Consider the following 18171-nt stretch of genomic DNA (forward strand, 5'->3'; position numbering starts at 1 on the left):
AGGACGCCCGTGGGCGCGTCCGGCCCCTCCCGCCCGACCGTCTCGGACGTCGGACCGGGGTCTCGGGCTCGTACCTCGGGCTGGGCCGGGTACCGCCCAGTAGGTACCCTGCAGACCATGCGTGCACTTCTCGTGGTCAATCCGGCGGCAACCACCACGAGCGCGCGTACGCGCGACGTGCTGATCCACGCGCTCGCGAGCGAGATGAAGCTGGAGGCCGTCACCACCGAGTACCGCGGCCACGCACGCGACCTCGGCCGGCACGCGGCACAGAGCGACGACATCGAGCTGGTCGTGGCCCTCGGCGGCGACGGCACGGTGAACGAGGTCGTCAACGGTCTGCTGCACGCCGGCCCCGACCCCGATCACCTCCCCGGTCTCGCGGTGGTCCCCGGCGGCTCGACCAACGTCTTCGCCCGCGCCCTCGGCCTGCCCAACCACGCGGTGGAGGCCACCGGCGCCCTGCTGGACGCCCTGCGCGAGGGCAGCGAGCGGACCGTCGGACTGGGCCTGGCCTCGGGCACGCCGGGTTCCGAGGACGAAGCCGTCCCGGAGCGCTGGTTCACCTTCAACGCGGGTCTGGGCTTCGACGCCGGAGTGGTCGGCCGCGTCGAGCAGCACCGCGAGCGCGGCAAGAAGTCCACGCACGCCCTCTACGTCCGTCAGGTGGTGCGCCAGCTCATCGGCGAGCCGCACCGCCGCAGCGGGACGATCACCCTGGAGCGGGACGGCGAGGACCCGGTCGAGGACCTGGTGCTGTCCATAGTCTCGAACACGTCCCCCTGGACGTTCCTCGGCAACCGCCCGATCTACGCGTCGCCCGAGGCCTCGTTCGACACCGGGCTCGACGTGTTCGGTCTCAGTCGCCTCTCGACGGCCGCGGTTGCCCGCTATGGCACCCAGTTGCTCACTTCGTCCCCCGAGCGCGGACCCCGGGGTCGGCACGCTCTCTCCCTGCACGATCAGACCCGGTTCACCTTGCATTCGAAGGTGCCGCTCCCCCTCCAGATGGACGGTGACCACCTGGGGCTGCGGACCAGCGTGACGTTCACAGGCGTTCGCCGTGCACTGCGTGTGATTGTGTGAGCAGAAGGGGCGAAAGTCCTTTCACTCGAACGTTTAGACCAGGGTCCACCCCATGGAAGTACGGCTGTGACCTAGTCGACACCGAAGAATCAAAAAAAACTTTCCGGAAGGGGTTGTATCCGCCGCTGAGGTTTGCGAGTCTCTTCTTGGCGATCGGGACGGCCCGCAACACCGGCCTCCACAGATCACCAGAACCCCTCTTCAAACACAGGACCACGCCAGGGAACCTGGCGGTAGGCCCTTCCCTTGTTGAGGGATTCGTGAAAGCGTTCACATTCACAAGCACTTGCACAGTCATACCAAGGAGAGGTAGCAGCCATGGACTGGCGTCACCGCGCCGTTTGCCGCGAGGAAGACCCCGAGCTCTTCTTCCCCATCGGCAACACCGGTCCCGCGCTGCTGCAGATCGAGGAAGCCAAGGCCGTCTGCCGTCGCTGCCCTGTCATGGAGCAGTGCCTGCAGTGGGCGCTCGAGTCCGGCCAGGACTCCGGCGTCTGGGGTGGTCTCAGCGAGGACGAGCGCCGCGCAATGAAGCGCCGTGCCGCCCGCAACCGGGCCCGTCAGGCCTCCGCCTGACCATCCACCCCTGCTGACAGCCTGAGCTTGGCGGCGCGTACAGCGAGTACGCAACTCCCGCTCCCGAGCCGCAGCGCGCAGTACCCCCGATGCGCATCGGACGATACATCGCACGAGCACTGGCCTCGGACCTTCACCGGTCCGGGGCTTTTTGCTGCTTCCCCGTGGTGCTACTTCCCCGCGGGCACCGGGATGTCGAGGATCACCCGGGTGCCGCCCCCCGGGGCCGGGACCATGTCGAAGGTCCCGCCCAACTCGCCCTCCACCAGGGTGCGGACGATCTGCAAACCGAGGTTGCCGGAGCGGTGCGGGTCGAAGTCCTCGGGCAGGCCCACGCCGTCGTCCTGGACGGTGACCAGCAACCGGGCTTCCTTGGTCGTACCGCCACGGACCGCGGCGACCTCGACCGTGCCGGTGTCGCCCTCGCGGAAGCCGTGCTCCAGGGCGTTCTGCAGCACTTCGGTCAGCACCATCGACAGCGGGGTCGCGACCTCGGCGTCCAGGATGCCGAAGCGGCCGGTGCGCCGGCCGGTGACCTTGCCCGGCGAGATCTCCGCCACCATCGCCAGCACCCGGTCGGCGATCTCGTCGAACTCCACTCGCTCGTCCAGGTTCTGGGAGAGCGTCTCGTGCACGATCGCGATCGAGCCGACCCGGCGTACGGCCTCCTCGAGCGCCTCGCGGCCCCGGTCGGACTCGATGCGCCGGGCCTGGAGGCGCAGCAGGGCCGCCACCGTCTGGAGGTTGTTCTTCACCCGGTGGTGGATCTCCCGGATGGTGGCGTCCTTGGTGATCAACTCGCGCTCACGGCGGCGCAGTTCCGTGACGTCGCGAAGCAGCACCAGCGAGCCGATGCGCGTGCCCTTGGGCTTGAGCGGGATGGCCCGGAACTGGATCACCCCGTCGTGCGCCTCGATCTCGAACTCGCGTGGCGCCCACCCGCTGGCCACCTTGGCGAGCGCCTCGTCCACCGGGCCGCGGGACGGGGCGAGTTCGGCCGTGGTCCGGCCGAGGTGGTGGCCGACCAGATCGGCGGCGAGGCCCATGCGGTGGTAGGCCGACAGCGCGTTCGGGGAGGCGTACTGGACGATGCCGTCCGCGTCGACCCGGATCAGGCCGTCGCCGACGCGGGGCGAGGCGTCCATGTCGACCTGCTGGTTCTCGAACGGGAAGGCGCCGGCCGCGATCATCTGCGCCAGGTCGGAGGCGCTCTGCAGGTACGTGAGCTCCAGGCGGCTCGGGGTGCGCACGGTGAGCAGGTTGGTGTTGCGGGCGATGACGCCGAGGACGCGGCCCTGACGGCGTACGGGGATCGACTCGACGCGGACCGGGACCTCCTCGCGCCACTCCGGGTCGCCCTCGCGCACGATCCGGCCCTCGTCCAGGGCGGCGTCCAGCATGGGGCGGCGACCGCGTGGGACGAGGTGGCCGACCATGTCGTCCTGGTACGAGGTCGGGCCGGTGTTGGGCCGCATCTGGGCGACGGAGACGTACCGCGTGCCGTCGCGGGTGGGGACCCACAGGACCAGGTCGGCGAAGGAGAGGTCGGAGAGGAGCTGCCACTCCGAGACCAGCAGGTGGAGCCACTCGAGGTCGGAGTCGTCGAGCGCGGTGTGCTGGCGTACGAGTTCGTTCATGGAGGGCACGAGGCCGAGCGTACCTGGCGGTACGGACAGGGACGGAAACCAGCCAGATTCGGCCGCACTCCGACGGGTCCCCGGAAACACCCGCGGGCCGCGGCGCCTGAGAGGGACCCTCAACCCTCCCGGCACCGCAGCCCGGAGCAACATCGGCCGTGGGGTGTGCGGTCCCGGTCGGCCGAAGGATGAGGACCCGGGGCAGTCAGGGCAGAGAGCTCCGGTTCCTCGGTCCGCCCTCCTGTGCGGGGAAGGCGGAAGCCTGACGTTCACCTTGTGTGACTGTCACGGTAAGCGTCTCAGGGTCATTCTGGACTAGACCACTCACCATGTCCATGCGTTGAACGGTGTTTGCGCCCCGCCAAAGCCTAACCCTGTTGGACCACACGCGGGGCCGGACCGCCGAGGCAATTTCCGCGAGCGCTCCGGGCCCCACTCCGCCTGACCGTTTCGACGCGCCTGCGGGACCCGGCTCTGTTAGATTGGTCTAAACCACATGGCCAGTCCCGGACCCCGGGTGAGCCCTCTCTTCGAAACGGCAGGCAAGCGTGGAAGTTGTCATCGTTCCCGATGCCCAGGCGGGCGGCGAGCTCATTGCCGAGGCCATGGCGCAGCTGCTCCGGCGCAAGCCCGACGCCCTGCTCGGAGTGGCCACCGGCTCGACGCCGCTGCCGGTGTACGAGGCACTGGCGGCGAAGGTGCGCTCGGGCGCAGTGGACACCGCGCGGGCACGGATCGCCCAGCTCGACGAGTACGTGGGGCTTCCCGCGGACCACCCGGAGTCGTACCGCTCGGTGCTGCGGCGCGAGGTGCTCGAGCCGCTGGGGATCAGCATGGACGCGTTCATGGGTCCCGACGGCACCGCCGCGGACGTGCAGAGCGCGTGCGAGGCGTACGACAGGGCGCTGGGCGGGGCCGGCGGGGTCGACCTCCAGCTGCTGGGGATCGGGACCGACGGGCACATCGGGTTCAACGAGCCGTGTTCGTCGCTCGCCTCGCGGACCCGGATCAAGACGCTGACCGAGCAGACCCGCGTGGACAACGCACGGTTCTTCGACGGTGACATCGACCAGGTGCCGCACCACGTGATCACGCAGGGCATCGGCACCATCCTGGAGGCCCGGCACCTGGTGCTGCTCGCCACCGGCGAGGGCAAGGCGGACGCGGTCGCCGCGAGCGTCGAGGGGCCGGTCGCGGCCGTGTGCCCCGCCTCCGCGCTCCAGCTGCACCCGCACGCCACCGTCGTCGTCGACGAGGCCGCCGCGGGCAAGCTGAAGCTCGCCGACTACTTCCGGCACACCTACGCCCACAAGCCCGACTGGCAGGGGATCTGATCCCGCCCGGTCCCCGAGCATCGGCCGGCCTCACGCGCAAAGGCGCCGGACCCCCCACCGCGGGGTCCGGCGCCTTCGGCGTGTCGGCGGCCGGGGCCGCTACGTGCCCGTGACGGCCTCCGCCGCCGCCCGGCCGCAGACGCGGGCCGCGCCGTGGGTGGCCAGGTGGAGGGAGCCGCGGGGCTCGGCGCGCGGGACGCCCATCTCGACCACGATCGTGTCGGGGCGGGCCGCCAGCACGATGTTCAGGGCCGCGGCCATCCACGGATGGCGGTGCTCGTCGCGGACGACGGCCACGATGCGGCGGGAGCCTGCCGCGGCCAGCACCTCCTTCCCGGCGTCCGGTCCGGTGAAGCTGTCGGTCTCCGTGCCGGGAAGCAGCCGGGACAGCTCGGCGGCGATGCCCCAGGGGGTCTCGTCGCCGACCGCGATGTTCGCGACGGGCGTGAGCGCGGCGACGTACGGCGGCTCGGTGAGCGGGGTGAAGCCCTCGGCGCCGGTGATCCGCAGGGCGCGGCGTGCGGCGCGCAGGCCCACGTCGCCGTCGGCGCCGTCCCCGGCCCGGGCGGCGTCCGTCCGGTGCTCCGCGGTCCAGCGGGCGAGGGCGCGGACGCGCTGTGCCGCGTCGGCCAGGCGCTCCTCGGGCAGCTCGCCCGAGCGGACGGCCTCGACCAGGGCGTCGCGCAGCCGCCGTACGGTGTCCTCGTCGGACAGGCCGCCGCCCACGCAGATCGCGTCGGCGCCGGCGGCGATGGCCAGCACGCTGCCGCGTTCGATGCCGTACGTGCCGGCGATGGCCCGCATCTCCATGCCGTCGGTGACGATCAGGCCGTCGTAGCCGAGTTCGCCGCGGAGCAGGTCGGTCAGGATGCGGCGGGACAACGTTGCCGGGTGGTCCGGGTCCAGGGCCGGGACCAGGATGTGGGCGCTCATCACCGCGCGGCTGCCGGCGGCGACGGCCGCGCGGAACGGGACGAGGTCGCGTGCGGCCAGCACGTCGGCGTCCACGTCGATGCGCGGCATGGCGTGGTGGGAGTCGACGGCCGTGTCGCCGTGGCCGGGGAAGTGCTTGGCGCAGGCGGCCACACCGGACGACTGCAGGCCGGTGACGTAGGCGGCGGTGTGCCGGGCGACCAGGTCGGTGCCGGCGCCGAAGGCGCGTACGCCGATGACCGGGTTGTCCGGGTTGGAATTCACGTCGGCGGACGGGGCCCAGTTGAAGTTCACCCCGCACGCCGCGAGCCGGCGGCCCAGTTCCGCGGCCACCTCCCGGGTGAGCCCGACGTCGTCCACCGCGCCGAGGGCGAGGTTGCCGGGGAAGGAGGAGCCGGTGCGCACCTCCAGGCGGGTGACGTCACCGCCCTCCTCGTCGATGGCGACGAGTACGTCCTCGCGCTCGGCGCGCAGTTGCGCGGTCAGCGCCGCCACCTGCTCGGGCGCGGCGATGTTGCGCCCGAACAGGCCGACGGAGGCCAGCCCCTCACCGAGGCGGCGCAGCAGCCAGTCCGGGGCGGTGGTGCCGGTGAAGCCGGGCTGAAGGACCGTGAGTGCGTCGCGGGTGAGGGTGTCGGTCCCCCTGGCGATGGTCGTCATGGGTGGCGTTATCCCTTCACGGCGCCGGCGGTCAGGCCGCTGACGGCCTTGCGCTGCAGGAAGACGAAGAGGATGAGGATCGGGATGGCGAAGAGCGACGAGGCGGCCATGGTCGCTCCCCAGTCGTCGCCGAAGACGGTCTGGAAGCTGGTCAGCCACAGCGGCAGGGTCTGGGACTCGGCCTCCTTGTTGACGACCAGGACGAGGGGCAGCTCGTTCCAGGCGGTGATGAAGCCGAACATCGAGGTGGACATCAGGCCCGGGGCGAGCAGCGGCAGGATGACCCGGCGGAACGCCTGGCCACGGGTGCAGCCGTCGACCATCGCGGACTCCTCCAGTTCCTTCGGCACGGCGGCGACGAAGCCGCGCAGCGTCAGGATGGTGAAGGGCAGGATCATCATCATGTAGAAGAGGGTGAGCGGCACGAGGCTGTTCAGCATCGACGCGTCGCGCACGATCATGTAGATCGCGATGACCATGACTTCCCAGGGCGCCATCTGCGCCAGCATGAAGCCGACGATGAAGCCGCGCCGCCCCTTGAACCGCATCCGCGCCAGGGCGAAGGCCCCGGCCAGCGCGATGATCAGCGAGAAGACGACCGCGCAGACGGTGACGATGAACGAGTTGCCGACGTACGTCCAGAAGTGGTCGGCGTTGACCGCGGTCTTGAAGTGCCGGAAGGTGACGTCGGTCGGGAACCAGACCGGGTCCTCCGAGATGATGTCGCCGGTCGGCTTGAAGGCCGTGGCGAACATCCAGTAGACGGGGAAGACGAGGCCGATGAACAGGACGACGGCCGTGACGTTGGGCCACAGGCGGCCGAAGAGCGAGCGCTTCACAGCTCGTCCTCCTCTTGCTTGAGCACGATCCTGAGGTAGTGGGCGGTCAGGCCGAGCAGGACCAGGATGGTCAGGACGGCGATGGCCGCACCCATGCCGTAGTGCTGGTTGCCGACGCCCTCGATGTAGGCGTAGACGGGCAGGATCTCGGTGAGACGGTCCGGGCCGCCGCCGTTGAACGTGTACACCTGGACGAACGCCTTGAAGATCCAGATGACTTCGAGGAACGTCGTCGCGTAGAGGAACGGCCGCAGGACCGGCATGGTGACCGTGGTGAAGCTGCGCCAGGCGCCGGCCCCGTCCAGGGAGGCGGCCTCGTACAGCTCACCGGGGATGGTGGTGGTCGCCGCGTAGAGGTTGATCGCGACGAACGGGACGGACATCCAGACGATCAGCACGGTGACGACGAAGAAGGTCGAGAACTGGCTGCCGGTCCAGCTGAAGTCGGCCATGGAGTGCCAGCCGAGCTTGTCCAGGACCCAGTTGACGACGCCGAAGCGCTGGGCGAAGAGCCACTGGTAGACGGTGGTCGCGGCGACCACCGGCATGGCCCAGGCCAGCACCAGGCCGATCAGCAGCACGAACCGCATCTTCCGGCCGAGGCGGGCGAGCAGCAGGCCGATCAGTGCGCCCACGACCATGGTGAGGACGACGTTGACGGCGGTGAAGAGGATCGAGCGGAGGGTGACCCGCCAGAAGTCCTCGCCGGTGAGGACCTCCTTGTAGTTGTCGATGCCGTTCCACTCGGTGACGTGCTGGATCAGCTGCGCCATGTTGAGGTTCTGGAAGGACAGCAGGAGGTCCTTCAGCAGCGGCCAGCCGAGCAGCAGCACGGTGGCCGCGCAGGCGGGCAGCAGCAACAGGTACGGGGCGAACGCGCCGGCGCGTGACGCGGCTCGCGGTGTCGGCCTGCCGGTTCCCCCGTCGTCCGTCTTGCGGACGTCCCCCGGCCCGGAGGGCGGCCGTTCGGTCTGCACGGTCATGCTCGCGATCTCTCTTCTCGACCTGGGCCCGACCGGACCCTCGTACGTCGACCCGCGTACGGTCGCCGGGGCGGGGCCGTCGTTCGGCGCCCCGCCCCGGCTCCCCCGGTGTTACTGCTGCTGCGCCAGGCGCTTGTTGAACTCGCCCTCGACCTGCTTGGCGGCCTCGGCCGGGGACTTCCCCTTCAGCACGGCCGTCAGATAGGTCTTGATCGGGTTGGGGTCGTTCTCGACCGCGGCCCACTCCGCGATCAGTGGCGTGGTGTCACCGCCCGCGGAGGCCGGCGCGGCCGCCTCGGCGGCGGCGTTGCCCTGGAGGTTGCTCTTCAGCGACTCCTTGTTGGGGATGACGCCGTTGGCCTTGGCCAGCGCGCCCTCGTACTTGTCGGAGAGCGCGAGCTTCAGGAACTCCTTGGCGAGCTCCTGCTTCTTGCTGCCCGCGGCGACGGCCAGGTTGGAGCCGCCGAGGAAGACGCCCTCGGGCTTGTCGGCCGTGGCACCCGGGATGGTGAAGTAGCCGAGGTCCTTCTCGATGGCCGGGTTGGTGGTGATCGCCGTGGCGCCCTCCCAGCCCATGCCGATGATGGCGCCGGTCTTGCCCTTGGCGAAGATCTCACCCTGCTGCGGGGTGGCCTCGTCCTTGTCCTTGGGCGCCTTGGAGAGGGCCTGGAACTTCTTGTAGGTCTCGGTGGCGGCGGCGATCTTCGGGTCGTCCAGGTTGGAGACGTACTTGTCGCCGTCCTTCTTGACCAGCTCGGCGCCCTCACCGATGGCCAGGCCCACGAAGTGGTACCAGTTCTGGCCGGGCAGGTAGATCGGCTCGGCGTCGGTCTTCTCGCCGATCGTCTTGAGGTCGTTGTAGAACTCGTCGCGGGTCTTGGGCGTGTCCGTGATGCCCGCGTCCGCCCAGATCTTCTTGTTGTAGATGACCACGCGGTTGACCACGAACCACGGGGCCGCGTACTGCTTGCCGTCGAAGACGGCGGACTTGTTGAGGGACTCGGACCAGTCGGCGCCGATCCCGCTCTTGAGGTCGCTCAGGTCCGCCAGGCCGCCGGTCTTGGCGTAGGCCGGGGTCTGGGTGTTGCCGATCTCGAAGACGTCGGGCGGGTTCTCCTCGGAGAGAGCGGTGGTCAGCTTCTGCTGGATACCGTTCCACTTCTGGATCTCGAACTTGACCTTGGCCTTGGTCTTCGCCTCGAACTCCTTGGCGAGGTCCGCCTGCCAGTCGTCGGGCGAGGAACCGTCCATCACCCACACGGTGAGTGTCTCGCCGGCGTAGCCGTCCGCCCCGGCCTTCTTGCCGTCGTCGTCGCTGTCGCCCCCGCACGCCGCGATCGAGACCATCATGCCCGCGATACCGATCGCGGCTATCAGCTTGCGCTTCACGCCACCCTCCTCAGGGATGCCACAAACCCCCCTGCCTCCCCGCGGTTGCTCGTCGACGCGGACCGCCCATGGGGCCGGGACCTGGACCAATGGTGTAGACCAGTACGGGGAGCTTGGCCCAGACCAATAGGGCTGTCAAGGGTGTTCAAGCACGGTCGCCGCGTCCGTGATGCGACCGAGATATGCAGGGACCTTTCATTCCGCAAGCGGCAGATCGGACGGACCGGGACCGGGTGTACCACCACCCACCGAATGACACGTCGACACGGTCCCGAACACGCGTACCAGCGATGCCGGGCGGCGCTGTGGACTAGACCAGCCCGGGTCCCGGAGGTATACAGAAGGGATTACGGAGCGTGTGGGACCGTCCCCGCGCGCAGCCGTGCCACGATGTGAGCCGTGGCCGACAGGGATAGCGGTCGCTTCGGCACCCGGAGCCGGGAAGGCAGAGCATGAGCACCGACGTCAGCAGTGCGGAGAACGAGGGTGGGGCGACCGTCCGTACCGCGCGCGTGCCCAAGTACTACCGTCTGAAGAAGCATCTGCTCGACATGACCCGGACACAGACGCCGGGCACACCGGTCCCGCCCGAGCGCACGCTGGCCGCCGAGTTCGACACCTCGCGCACGACCGTGCGCCAGGCCCTGCAGGAACTGGTCGTCGAGGGCCGCCTCGAGCGCATCCAGGGCAAGGGCACCTTCGTCGCCAAGCCCAAGGTGTCGCAGGCACTGCAACTCACCTCGTACACCGAGGACATGCGGGCGCAGGGCCTGGAGCCCACCTCACAGCTGCTGGACATCGGCTACATCACCGCCGACGACCGGCTCGCCGAGCTGCTGGACATCACGGCCGGCGGGCGGGTGCTGCGCATCGAGCGGCTGCGCATGGCCAACGGCGAGCCGATGGCCATCGAGACCACCCACCTCAGCGCCAAGCGCTTCCCGGCGCTGCGCAGGTCCCTGGTGAAGTACACGTCCCTCTACACGGCCCTCGCCGAGGTGTACGACGTCCATCTCGCCGAGGCCGAGGAGACCATCGAGACCTCCCTGGCCACCCCGCGCGAGGCCGGCCTGCTCGGCACCGACGTGGGCCTGCCCATGCTGATGCTCTCCCGCCACTCGCTGGACCGCACGGGCCGGCCGGTGGAGTGGGTGCGGTCGGTGTACCGGGGCGACCGCTACAAGTTCGTGGCCCGCCTCAAGCGGCCCCAGGACTAGGTCTGGTCTGGACCAGAACCCGCTCACACGGGCCCCAGATTGCGGTTGGGGACCGATATACGAACGAGGGCTTCCGCTGTCCTGAAGCCGTCACCTACATTTCGTGCGCACTGCACGAGGTGATCAGCGAGGGGACGGAGCCACCGCATGTCAGAAGACCCAGAAGTGAGCAGGGGGCCGGTGGTGACGCCGGTGCGCGTCGTCATCGGCCTCTGCCTCGTCGCACCGTTCGTCGCCATGCTGTGGGTCGGCTCGTACGCCGAGACCGACCCGGCCTTCATAGGGGTCCCGTTCTTCTACTGGTACCAGATGGCCTGGGTCGTGATCTCCACCGTCCTCACGATGATCGCGTACAAGCTCTGGCAGCGTGACCAGCGCGCCCGCCGGGAAGGTGGGGCCAAGTGAACGACGGAGTGAACGGCGTCGCCCTCGCCGTCTTCATCTTCTTCTTCGTCCTCGTCACCGCGATGGGCTTCCTGGCCGCGCGCTGGCGCCGGGCGGAGAACGAGCACAGCCTGGACGAGTGGGGCCTGGGCGGCCGCTCGTTCGGCACCTGGATCACCTGGTTCCTGCTGGGCGGCGACCTGTACACGGCGTACACCTTCGTGGCCGTCCCGGCGGCGATCTACGCGGCGGGCGCGTCCGGCTTCTTCGCGGTGCCGTACACGATCCTGGTCTACCCGCTGATCTTCACCTTCCTGCCCCGCCTGTGGTCGGTCTCCCACAAGCACGGGTACGTGACGACCTCGGACTTCGTGCGCGGCCGGTTCGGCTCGAAGGGGCTGTCCCTCGCGGTGGCCGTGACCGGCATCCTGGCCACGATGCCGTACATCGCGCTCCAGCTGGTCGGCATCCAGGCCGTGCTGGACGTGATGGGCGTCGGCGGCGGCGAGGACACCAACTGGTTCATCAAGGACCTGCCCCTGCTGATCGCCTTCGGCGTGCTGGCGGCGTACACCTACTCGTCGGGTCTGCGCGCGCCCGCGCTGATCGCGTTCGTGAAGGACACGCTGATCTACATCGTGATCGCGGTGGCGATCATCTACATCCCGATCAAGCTGGGCGGGTTCGACGACATCTTCGCCTCGGCCGGTGACAAGTTCACCGAAGCGGGCAAGGGCGGCCTGGTCCCGGACGCGACGGGGCAGTGGACGTACGCCACCCTGGCGCTCGGCTCGGCGCTCGCGCTCTTCATGTACCCGCACTCGATCACCGCGACGCTGTCCTCGCGCAGCCGCGAGGTGATCCGCCGCAACACCACGATCCTGCCGCTGTACTCGCTGATGCTGGGCCTGCTCGCGCTGCTGGGCTTCATGGCGATCGCGGCCGGGGTCAAGGTGGACAACGGCCAGCTGGCGATCCCGCAGCTGTTCGAGAACATGTTCCCGGACTGGTTCGCGGGCGTGGCCTTCGCGGCGATCGGCATCGGCGCCCTGGTCCCGGCGGCGATCATGTCGATCGCGGCCGCGAACCTCTTCACCCGCAACATCTACAAGGACTTCATCAAGCCGGACGCCACCCCGGCCCAGGAGACCAAGGTCTCCAAGCTGGTGTCCCTGCTGGTGAAGGTGGGCGCGCTGGTCTTCGTCCTCGGCATGGACAAGACGGTCGCGATCAACTTCCAGCTGCTCGGCGGCATCTGGATCCTGCAGACCTTCCCGGCCCTGGTCGGCGGCCTGTTCACCCGCTGGTTCCACCGCTGGGCACTGCTCGGCGGCTGGGCGGTCGGCATGATCTACGGCACGGTCGCCGCGTACGGGGTGGCCTCGCCGACGCAGAAGCACTTCGGCGGCTCCTCGAAGGAGATCCCGGGCATCGGCGAGATCGGCTACATCGGCCTCACCGCCTTCGTACTGAACGTACTGGTCACCGTGGTCCTCACCTTCGTCCTGAAGGCCGTCAAGGCACCCGAGGGCGTCGACGAGACCAAGCCGGGCGACTACACGGCGGACGCGGGCGACCCGGGCGTGGAGGTGGAGCTCCCGCCGGCCACGGCGGGCTCCTCGCACTGATCGCCGGTTCGAGACGGGCCGTCGGAGAAATCCGGCGGCCTGTTGTCGTACCCGTCGGGCACACTCGGCCCCATGGACTTCGAGATCCGGCAGGCGGCACCTGGCGAGTACGACGCCCTCGGCGAGATCACCGCGGGGGCCTATCTCCGCGACGGGCTCCTCGACTTCGGGGAGAGCGACGCGTACCTCGGCGAGCTGCGGAACGTGGCCAAGCGGGCGGCGGCGGCCGAGGTGCTGGTCGCCGCTGCGGACGGCCGGGTGCTCGGCGGCGTGACCTTCGTGCCCCGCGGCGGCCCCATGGCCGACATCGCCGGGTCCGGCGAGGCGGAGATACGCATGCTCGCCGTCACCCGTGAGGCACGCGGCCGCGGGGTCGGCGAGGCGCTCGTGCGGGCCTGCGTCGACCGCGCCCGGGCCGTCGAGGGCTGCGTGCGCGTGGTGCTGTCGACCCAGCGGACGATGCGCACCGCCCACCGCCTCTACGAACGGCTGGGCTTCACCCGCACCCCGGGGCGCGACTGGAACCCGCTGCCGGAGCTCGACGACATCACTCTGCTCACCTATGAGCTGACACTCTGAGACCGGCGCGACACAACATCTGGGGGTGCTCACGGAACCCGACACAAGATGTATGCTCTTGCTCGCTGTCGCCGCAGGGGAATCCGGTGCGAATCCGGAACTGTCCCGCAACGGTGTACTTGCGTGTTTCCGCACGTCTTTCGCACGTGCGTCCACGCATGGTCAGTCCGAGGACCTGCCGACAGTGCGCCCGGCCGTCCCGGCCCGGGTGCCATGACGTCCGGGCCTCGTGGAGTGGGCCGGTGGACGCGACGCCGCGTGCGCTCGTGAGCTGCCCCCTGCCCTCCGCCAGGCCCCGTGCCGAGCGAGGGAGTGCCCCACGTGACCATCGCGCCAGCCGATCCGGCTTCAGCGACCCCGGCGACGGCGACCGAGGAACCCGACGGTCCCGGTGCCGCCCTGCTGCGGACGCTGACCGGGCTGACCGCCGACCTCCCCGGCGCCGACCCCGGCCGGGTCGCCGCCGCCGCACTGCGCGGCCGGTCCGCGCACGCCGACGAGACGGAGCTGCGGGAGCTGGCCACGGAGGCCGCGGCCGGCCTGATCGCGGAGGACCCCGCGTACTCCCGGCTGGCCGCCCGGCTGCTGACCACCGGCATCCGCGCCGAGGCCGCCTCCCAGGGCGTCACGACCTTCACCGAGTCCGTCGCCACCGGCCACCGCGAGGGTCTGATCGCCGACCGCACCGCCGCGTTCGTACGGCTGCACGCGGACCGTCTGGACGCGCTGATCGACCCGTCCGCCGACGACCGCTTCGGCTACTTCGGCCTGCGCACGGTGCACAGCCGGTACCTGCTGCGGCACCCGATCACCCGCAAGGTCGTCGAGACGCCCCAGCACTTCATGCTGCGGGTGGCCGCCGGGCTCGCCGAGGACGACACCGCCCGCTCGGCGGAGGAAGTCGCCGCGCTCTACGGCCTGATGAGCCGCCTCGACTACCTGCCCTCCTCCCCCACCCTCTTCAACTCCGGCACCCGGCACGCCCAGATGTCGTCCTGCTACCTCCTGGACTCCCCCAAGGACGAGCTGGACTCCCTCTACGACCGCTACCACCAGGTCGCCAACCTCTCCAAGCACGCGGGCGGCATCGGCATCGCCTACTCCCGCGTCCGCGCCCGCGGTTCGCTGATCCGCGGCACCAACGGGCACTCCAACGGCATCGTCCCGTTCCTCAAGACGCTGGACGCCTCGGTCGCCGCGGTGAACCAGGGCGGCCGGCGCAAGGGCGCGGCGGCGGTCTACCTGGAGACCTGGCACGCGGACATCGAGGAGTTCCTGGAGCTCCGCGACAACACCGGCGAGGACGCCCGCCGCACGCACAACCTGAACCTCGCGCACTGGGTGCCGGACGAGTTCATGCGCCGGGTGGACGCCGACGGGCAGTGGTCGCTGTTCTCGCCCTCGGACGTGCCCGAGCTGGTCGACCTGTACGGCGAGGAGTTCGACGCCGCCTACCGCAAGGCCGAGGCCGCGGGCCTGGCCCGTAGGACGCTTCCCGCCAGGGAGCTGTACGGCCGCATGATGCGCACCCTCGCCCAGACCGGCAACGGCTGGATGACCTTCAAGGACACCGCCAACCGCACCGCCAACCAGACCGCCGAGCCCGGTCACGTCATCCACTCCTCCAACCTCTGCACGGAGATCCTGGAGGTCACCGACGACGGCGAGACGGCCGTCTGCAACCTGGGCTCGGTGAACCTGGGCGCGTTCGTCGACGTGGCCGAGGGCGACATCGACTGGGAGCGGCTGGACGCCACCGTCCGCACCGCCGTCACCTTCCTCGACCGGGTCGTCGACATCAACTTCTACCCGACCGAGCAGGCGGGCCGCTCCAACGCCCGCTGGCGCCCGGTCGGCCTCGGCGCGATGGGCCTCCAGGACGTCTTCTTCCAGCTGCGGCTGCCCTTCGACTCCCCCGAGGCGCGCACCCTCTCCACCCGTATCGCCGAGCGGATCATGCTCGCCGCGTACGAGACCTCCGCCGACCTCGCCGAGCGCAACGGCCCGTTGCCGGCCTGGGACAAGACCCGCACCGCCCGGGGCGTGCTGCACCCGGACCACTACGGCGTCGAGCAGGCCTGGCCGGAGCGCTGGGCGGCGCTGCGCGAGCGCATGGCCACGACCGGGCTGCGCAACTCCCTGCTCCTCGCCATCGCGCCGACCGCCACCATCGCCTCCATCGCCGGCGTCTACGAGTGCATCGAGCCGCAGGTGTCCAACCTGTTCAAGCGCGAGACCCTGTCCGGCGAGTTCCTCCAGGTCAACTCGTACCTGGTGGACGACCTCAAGCGGCTCGGCGTGTGGGACGCGCGCACCCGTGAGGCGCTGCGCGAGGCGAACGGCTCGGTGCAGGGCTTCACCTGGATTCCCGAGGACGTGCGCGCGCTGTACCGCACCGCCTGGGAGATCCCCCAGCGCGGCCTGATCGACATGGCCGCCGCCCGCACCCCGTACCTCGACCAGGCCCAGTCGCTGAACCTGTTCCTGGAGACGCCGACCATCGGGAAGCTCTCCTCGATGTACGCGTACGCCTGGAAGCAGGGCCTGAAGACCACGTACTACCTGCGCTCCCGCCCGGCGACCCGCATCGCCCGCGCCGCCGCCCGGGCCACCGCCCCCGTGCAGCAGACCCCCGACCCCGAAGCGGTCGCCTGCTCCCTGGAAAACCCCGAGTCCTGCGAGGCCTGCCAGTAATGAACGACACCACCAAGAACCTGCTCGACCCGGGCTTCGAACTGACCCTGCGCCCCATGCGCTACCCGGACTTCTACGAGCGCTACCGGGACGCCATCAAGAACACCTGGCACGTCGAGGAGGTCGACCTCCACTCGGACGTCGCCGACCTCGCGAAGCTCAGCCCCGAGGAGCAGCACCTGATCGGCCGGCTGGTGGCCTTCTTCGCCACCGGTGACTCGATCGTGGCGAACAACCTGGTGCTCACCCTCTACAAGCACATCAACTCCCCCGAGGCACGGCTGTACCTGTCGCGGCAGCTGTTCGAGGAGGCCGTCCACGTCCAGTTCTATCTGACGCTGCTGGACACCTACCTGCCCGACCCGGAGGACCGCGCCGCGGCCTTCGCCGCCGTGGAGAACATCCCCTCCATCCGCGAGAAGGCCGAGTTCTGCTTCAAGTGGATGGACTCGGTCGAGTCGATCGACCGCCTGGAGACCCAGGCCGACCGCCGCCGCTTCCTGCTCAACCTCATCTGCTTCGCCGCGTGCATCGAGGGCCTCTTCTTCTACGGCGCCTTCGCCTACGTCTACTGGTTCCGCAGCCGGGGCCTGCTGCACGGCCTGGCCACCGGCACCAACTGGGTGTTCCGGGACGAGACCATGCACATGTCCTTCGCCTTCGACGTGGTCGACACCGTCCGCAAGGAGGAGCCGGACCTCTTCGACGACGCGCTGCGGCAGCAGGTCACCGACATGCTGCGGGAGGCCGTCGAGGCCGAGCTGCAGTTCGCGCGCGACCTGTGCGGTGACGGCCTCCCGGGCATGAACACCGACTCGATGCGGCAGTACCTCGAGTGCGTCGCCGACCAGCGCCTGACGCGCCTCGGTTTCGCCCCGGTGTACGGCTCCGAGAACCCCTTCTCCTTCATGGAGCTGCAGGGCGTTCAGGAGTTGACCAACTTCTTCGAGCGGCGTCCCTCGGCGTACCAGGTGGCGGTGGAGGGCACCGTCGACCTGGACGAGGACTTCTGAGTCTCCTCTCCCTCCCGGACGTCCTCCTGGGCCTCCCTGAGCTGACGGTCGATGCGCCTGTCGCGCACGATGCCGATCACCGAGGGGAGGACCATGAGGACGAGGAGTCCGAAGGTCACGAGCATTCCGATCAGGGCTTCGATCTGGTTTCCGGTCATGACACCACTGTCGCGCCGGACACTCCTGACCGGGAGTGGCAGGACTGCCGTGGGACCTCGATTTCCTGCCACTTCCGAGGCACACTGGCGGCATGCTGCAGAACGTGGCCGCCGTCCTGCTGGACGGTGCGCATCCCTTCGAACTCGGTGTGATCTGCGAGGTCTTCGGCATCGACCGGAGCGACGAGGGCCTGCCGGGGTACGACTTCGCGGTGGTGTCGGCGGAGGGCCCCTCGCTGAGCACCCATGTCGGCGGGCTGACCGTCTCCACGCCGTACGGGCTGGACCGGCTGGAGGAGGCCGACCTGATCGCCGTGCCGGCGGGCAGCGACTACGTCCGCCGGGAGTACCCGCCCGAGCTGCTGGACGCCCTGCGGCGGGCGGTGGACCGGGGCGCGCGGGTGCTGAGCGTGTGCTCCGGGGTCTTCGTGCTGGGCGCCGCGGGGCTGCTGGACGGGCGGCGGTGCGCGGTGCACTGGCACCACGCGGCCGAGCTGGCCCGGCAGTATCCGCGGGTGGCCGTCTCGCCCGACGTGCTCTACGTGGACGAGGACCCGGTGATCACCAGTGCCGGCACCGCCGCCGGCATCGACGCCTGTCTGCACATCGTCCGCAAGGAGCAGGGGCCGGAGGTCGCCAACAAGATCGCCCGGCGCATGGTCGTACCGCCGCACCGGGACGGCGGGCAGGCGCAGTACATCGAACGTCCGCTGCCGCGATCCTCCTGCGACACCGTCGGCGAGGTGCTGGCCTGGATGCAGGAGCACCTCGACGAGGAGGTCACCGTCGACCAGCTCGCGGCCCGGGCGCACATGTCCCCGCGCACGTTCGCCCGCCGCTTCCAGCAGGAGACGGGTACGACTCCCTACCGCTGGATCCTGCGCCAGCGTGTGCTGCTGGCCCAGCGGCTGCTGGAGGCGACGGACGAGACGATGGACGCGATCGCCTGGCGCACCGGCTTCGGTACGGCGGCGGCCCTCAGGCACCAGTTCGTCAGGGCCCTGGGGACCACGCCGCACGCCTACCGGCGCACCTTCAGGGGACCCGAGGCGGCCGCCTGA

16 protein-coding genes and 1 riboswitch are annotated in these 18171 nt (G+C 69.9%); of the genes, 10 read left to right on the top strand and 6 right to left on the bottom strand.

Features of this window, described 5'->3' with window-relative positions; genetic code table 11:
- Positions 1-117 precede the first annotated feature (117 nt).
- Positions 118-1086, top strand: coding sequence for a diacylglycerol/lipid kinase family protein (locus tag ACIGO6_RS19040; RefSeq protein WP_399877403.1), 969 nt, complete (start codon positions 118-120; stop codon positions 1084-1086).
- Between the two features lie 318 nt (positions 1087-1404).
- Positions 1405-1662 carry a WhiB family transcriptional regulator gene (locus tag ACIGO6_RS19045; RefSeq protein ID WP_003973730.1) on the top strand — a complete coding sequence of 86 codons (258 nt, stop codon included), beginning with the start codon at positions 1405-1407 and terminating at the stop codon, positions 1660-1662.
- Positions 1663-1832: 170 nt separating this feature from the next.
- Here ACIGO6_RS19045 and ACIGO6_RS19050 read toward each other — a convergent pair whose 3' ends face one another.
- Positions 1833-3308 carry a sensor histidine kinase gene (locus tag ACIGO6_RS19050; RefSeq protein ID WP_399877405.1) on the bottom strand — a complete coding sequence of 492 codons (1476 nt, stop codon included), beginning with the start codon at positions 3306-3308 and terminating at the stop codon, positions 1833-1835.
- A gap of 539 nt (positions 3309-3847) precedes the next feature.
- On the opposite strand from ACIGO6_RS19050, the gene nagB reads away from it, so the two are divergent.
- On the top strand, positions 3848-4633 hold the full coding sequence (gene nagB, locus ACIGO6_RS19055; protein ID WP_399877408.1) for a glucosamine-6-phosphate deaminase: 786 nt from the start codon (positions 3848-3850) through the stop codon (positions 4631-4633).
- A 99-nt stretch (positions 4634-4732) separates the two neighbouring features.
- Here nagB and ACIGO6_RS19060 read toward each other — a convergent pair whose 3' ends face one another.
- The 4 genes from ACIGO6_RS19060 to ACIGO6_RS19075 all read right to left on the bottom strand — a co-directional run bounded on the left by ACIGO6_RS19060 (position 4733) and on the right by ACIGO6_RS19075 (position 9437).
- Complete coding sequence (locus tag ACIGO6_RS19060; protein ID WP_399877410.1) at positions 4733-6226, bottom strand: glycoside hydrolase family 3 protein; 1494 nt, start codon at positions 6224-6226, stop codon at positions 4733-4735.
- 8 nt (positions 6227-6234) lie between these two features.
- Complete coding sequence (locus tag ACIGO6_RS19065) at positions 6235-7065, bottom strand: carbohydrate ABC transporter permease (protein ID WP_399877413.1); 831 nt, start codon at positions 7063-7065, stop codon at positions 6235-6237.
- Positions 7062-8048: a carbohydrate ABC transporter permease gene (locus ACIGO6_RS19070; protein ID WP_399877415.1), complete on the bottom strand. Its 987-nt coding sequence runs from the start codon at positions 8046-8048 to the stop codon at positions 7062-7064. Before ACIGO6_RS19070 ends, ACIGO6_RS19065 begins: the two co-directional genes overlap by 4 nt.
- Positions 8049-8159: 111 nt before the next feature.
- Positions 8160-9437, bottom strand: coding sequence for an extracellular solute-binding protein (locus tag ACIGO6_RS19075; RefSeq protein ID WP_399877416.1), 1278 nt, complete (start codon positions 9435-9437; stop codon positions 8160-8162).
- A 452-nt stretch (positions 9438-9889) separates the two neighbouring features.
- On the opposite strand from ACIGO6_RS19075, the gene ACIGO6_RS19080 reads away from it, so the two are divergent.
- The 6 genes from ACIGO6_RS19080 to ACIGO6_RS19105 all read left to right on the top strand — a co-directional run bounded on the left by ACIGO6_RS19080 (position 9890) and on the right by ACIGO6_RS19105 (position 16952).
- A complete protein-coding gene (locus ACIGO6_RS19080) occupies positions 9890-10654 on the top strand; it encodes a GntR family transcriptional regulator (protein WP_399877419.1) in 765 nt (254 codons plus the stop codon).
- 147 nt (positions 10655-10801) lie between these two features.
- The gene (locus tag ACIGO6_RS19085) at positions 10802-11059 is read left to right on the top strand and encodes a DUF3311 domain-containing protein (RefSeq protein ID WP_399877422.1); all 258 of its coding nucleotides are present in this window, start codon (positions 10802-10804) and stop codon (positions 11057-11059) included.
- Positions 11056-12666, top strand: a complete 1611-nt coding sequence (gene mctP, locus ACIGO6_RS19090; RefSeq protein ID WP_399877424.1) for a monocarboxylate uptake permease MctP — start codon at positions 11056-11058, stop codon at positions 12664-12666. Before ACIGO6_RS19085 ends, mctP begins: the two co-directional genes overlap by 4 nt.
- A gap of 72 nt (positions 12667-12738) precedes the next feature.
- Positions 12739-13245 (top strand): GNAT family N-acetyltransferase, encoded by a 507-nt coding sequence (locus ACIGO6_RS19095; protein ID WP_399877427.1) that lies wholly within the window; start codon positions 12739-12741, stop codon positions 13243-13245.
- Between the two features lie 42 nt (positions 13246-13287).
- A riboswitch (cobalamin riboswitch) is annotated at positions 13288-13443 on the top strand.
- A gap of 123 nt (positions 13444-13566) precedes the next feature.
- Complete coding sequence (locus ACIGO6_RS19100; protein ID WP_399877430.1) at positions 13567-15939, top strand: ribonucleoside-diphosphate reductase subunit alpha; 2373 nt, start codon at positions 13567-13569, stop codon at positions 15937-15939.
- Positions 15939-16952, top strand: a complete 1014-nt coding sequence (locus ACIGO6_RS19105; protein WP_399877432.1) for a ribonucleotide-diphosphate reductase subunit beta — start codon at positions 15939-15941, stop codon at positions 16950-16952. Before ACIGO6_RS19100 ends, ACIGO6_RS19105 begins: the two co-directional genes overlap by 1 nt.
- On the opposite strand, the gene ACIGO6_RS19110 is transcribed toward ACIGO6_RS19105, so the two are convergent.
- Positions 16865-17110: a hypothetical protein gene (locus ACIGO6_RS19110; protein ID WP_399877435.1), complete on the bottom strand. Its 246-nt coding sequence runs from the start codon at positions 17108-17110 to the stop codon at positions 16865-16867. The genes ACIGO6_RS19105 and ACIGO6_RS19110 overlap by 88 nt on opposite strands.
- Before the next feature lie 92 nt (positions 17111-17202).
- Here ACIGO6_RS19110 and ACIGO6_RS19115 point away from each other — a divergent pair, with 92 nt between their 5' ends.
- Positions 17203-18171 carry a GlxA family transcriptional regulator gene (locus ACIGO6_RS19115; RefSeq protein WP_399877437.1) on the top strand — a complete coding sequence of 323 codons (969 nt, stop codon included), beginning with the start codon at positions 17203-17205 and terminating at the stop codon, positions 18169-18171.

The organism is Streptomyces sp. NPDC053750 (assembly GCF_044544295.1).
Lineage (GTDB): Bacteria > Actinomycetota > Actinomycetes > Streptomycetales > Streptomycetaceae > Streptomyces.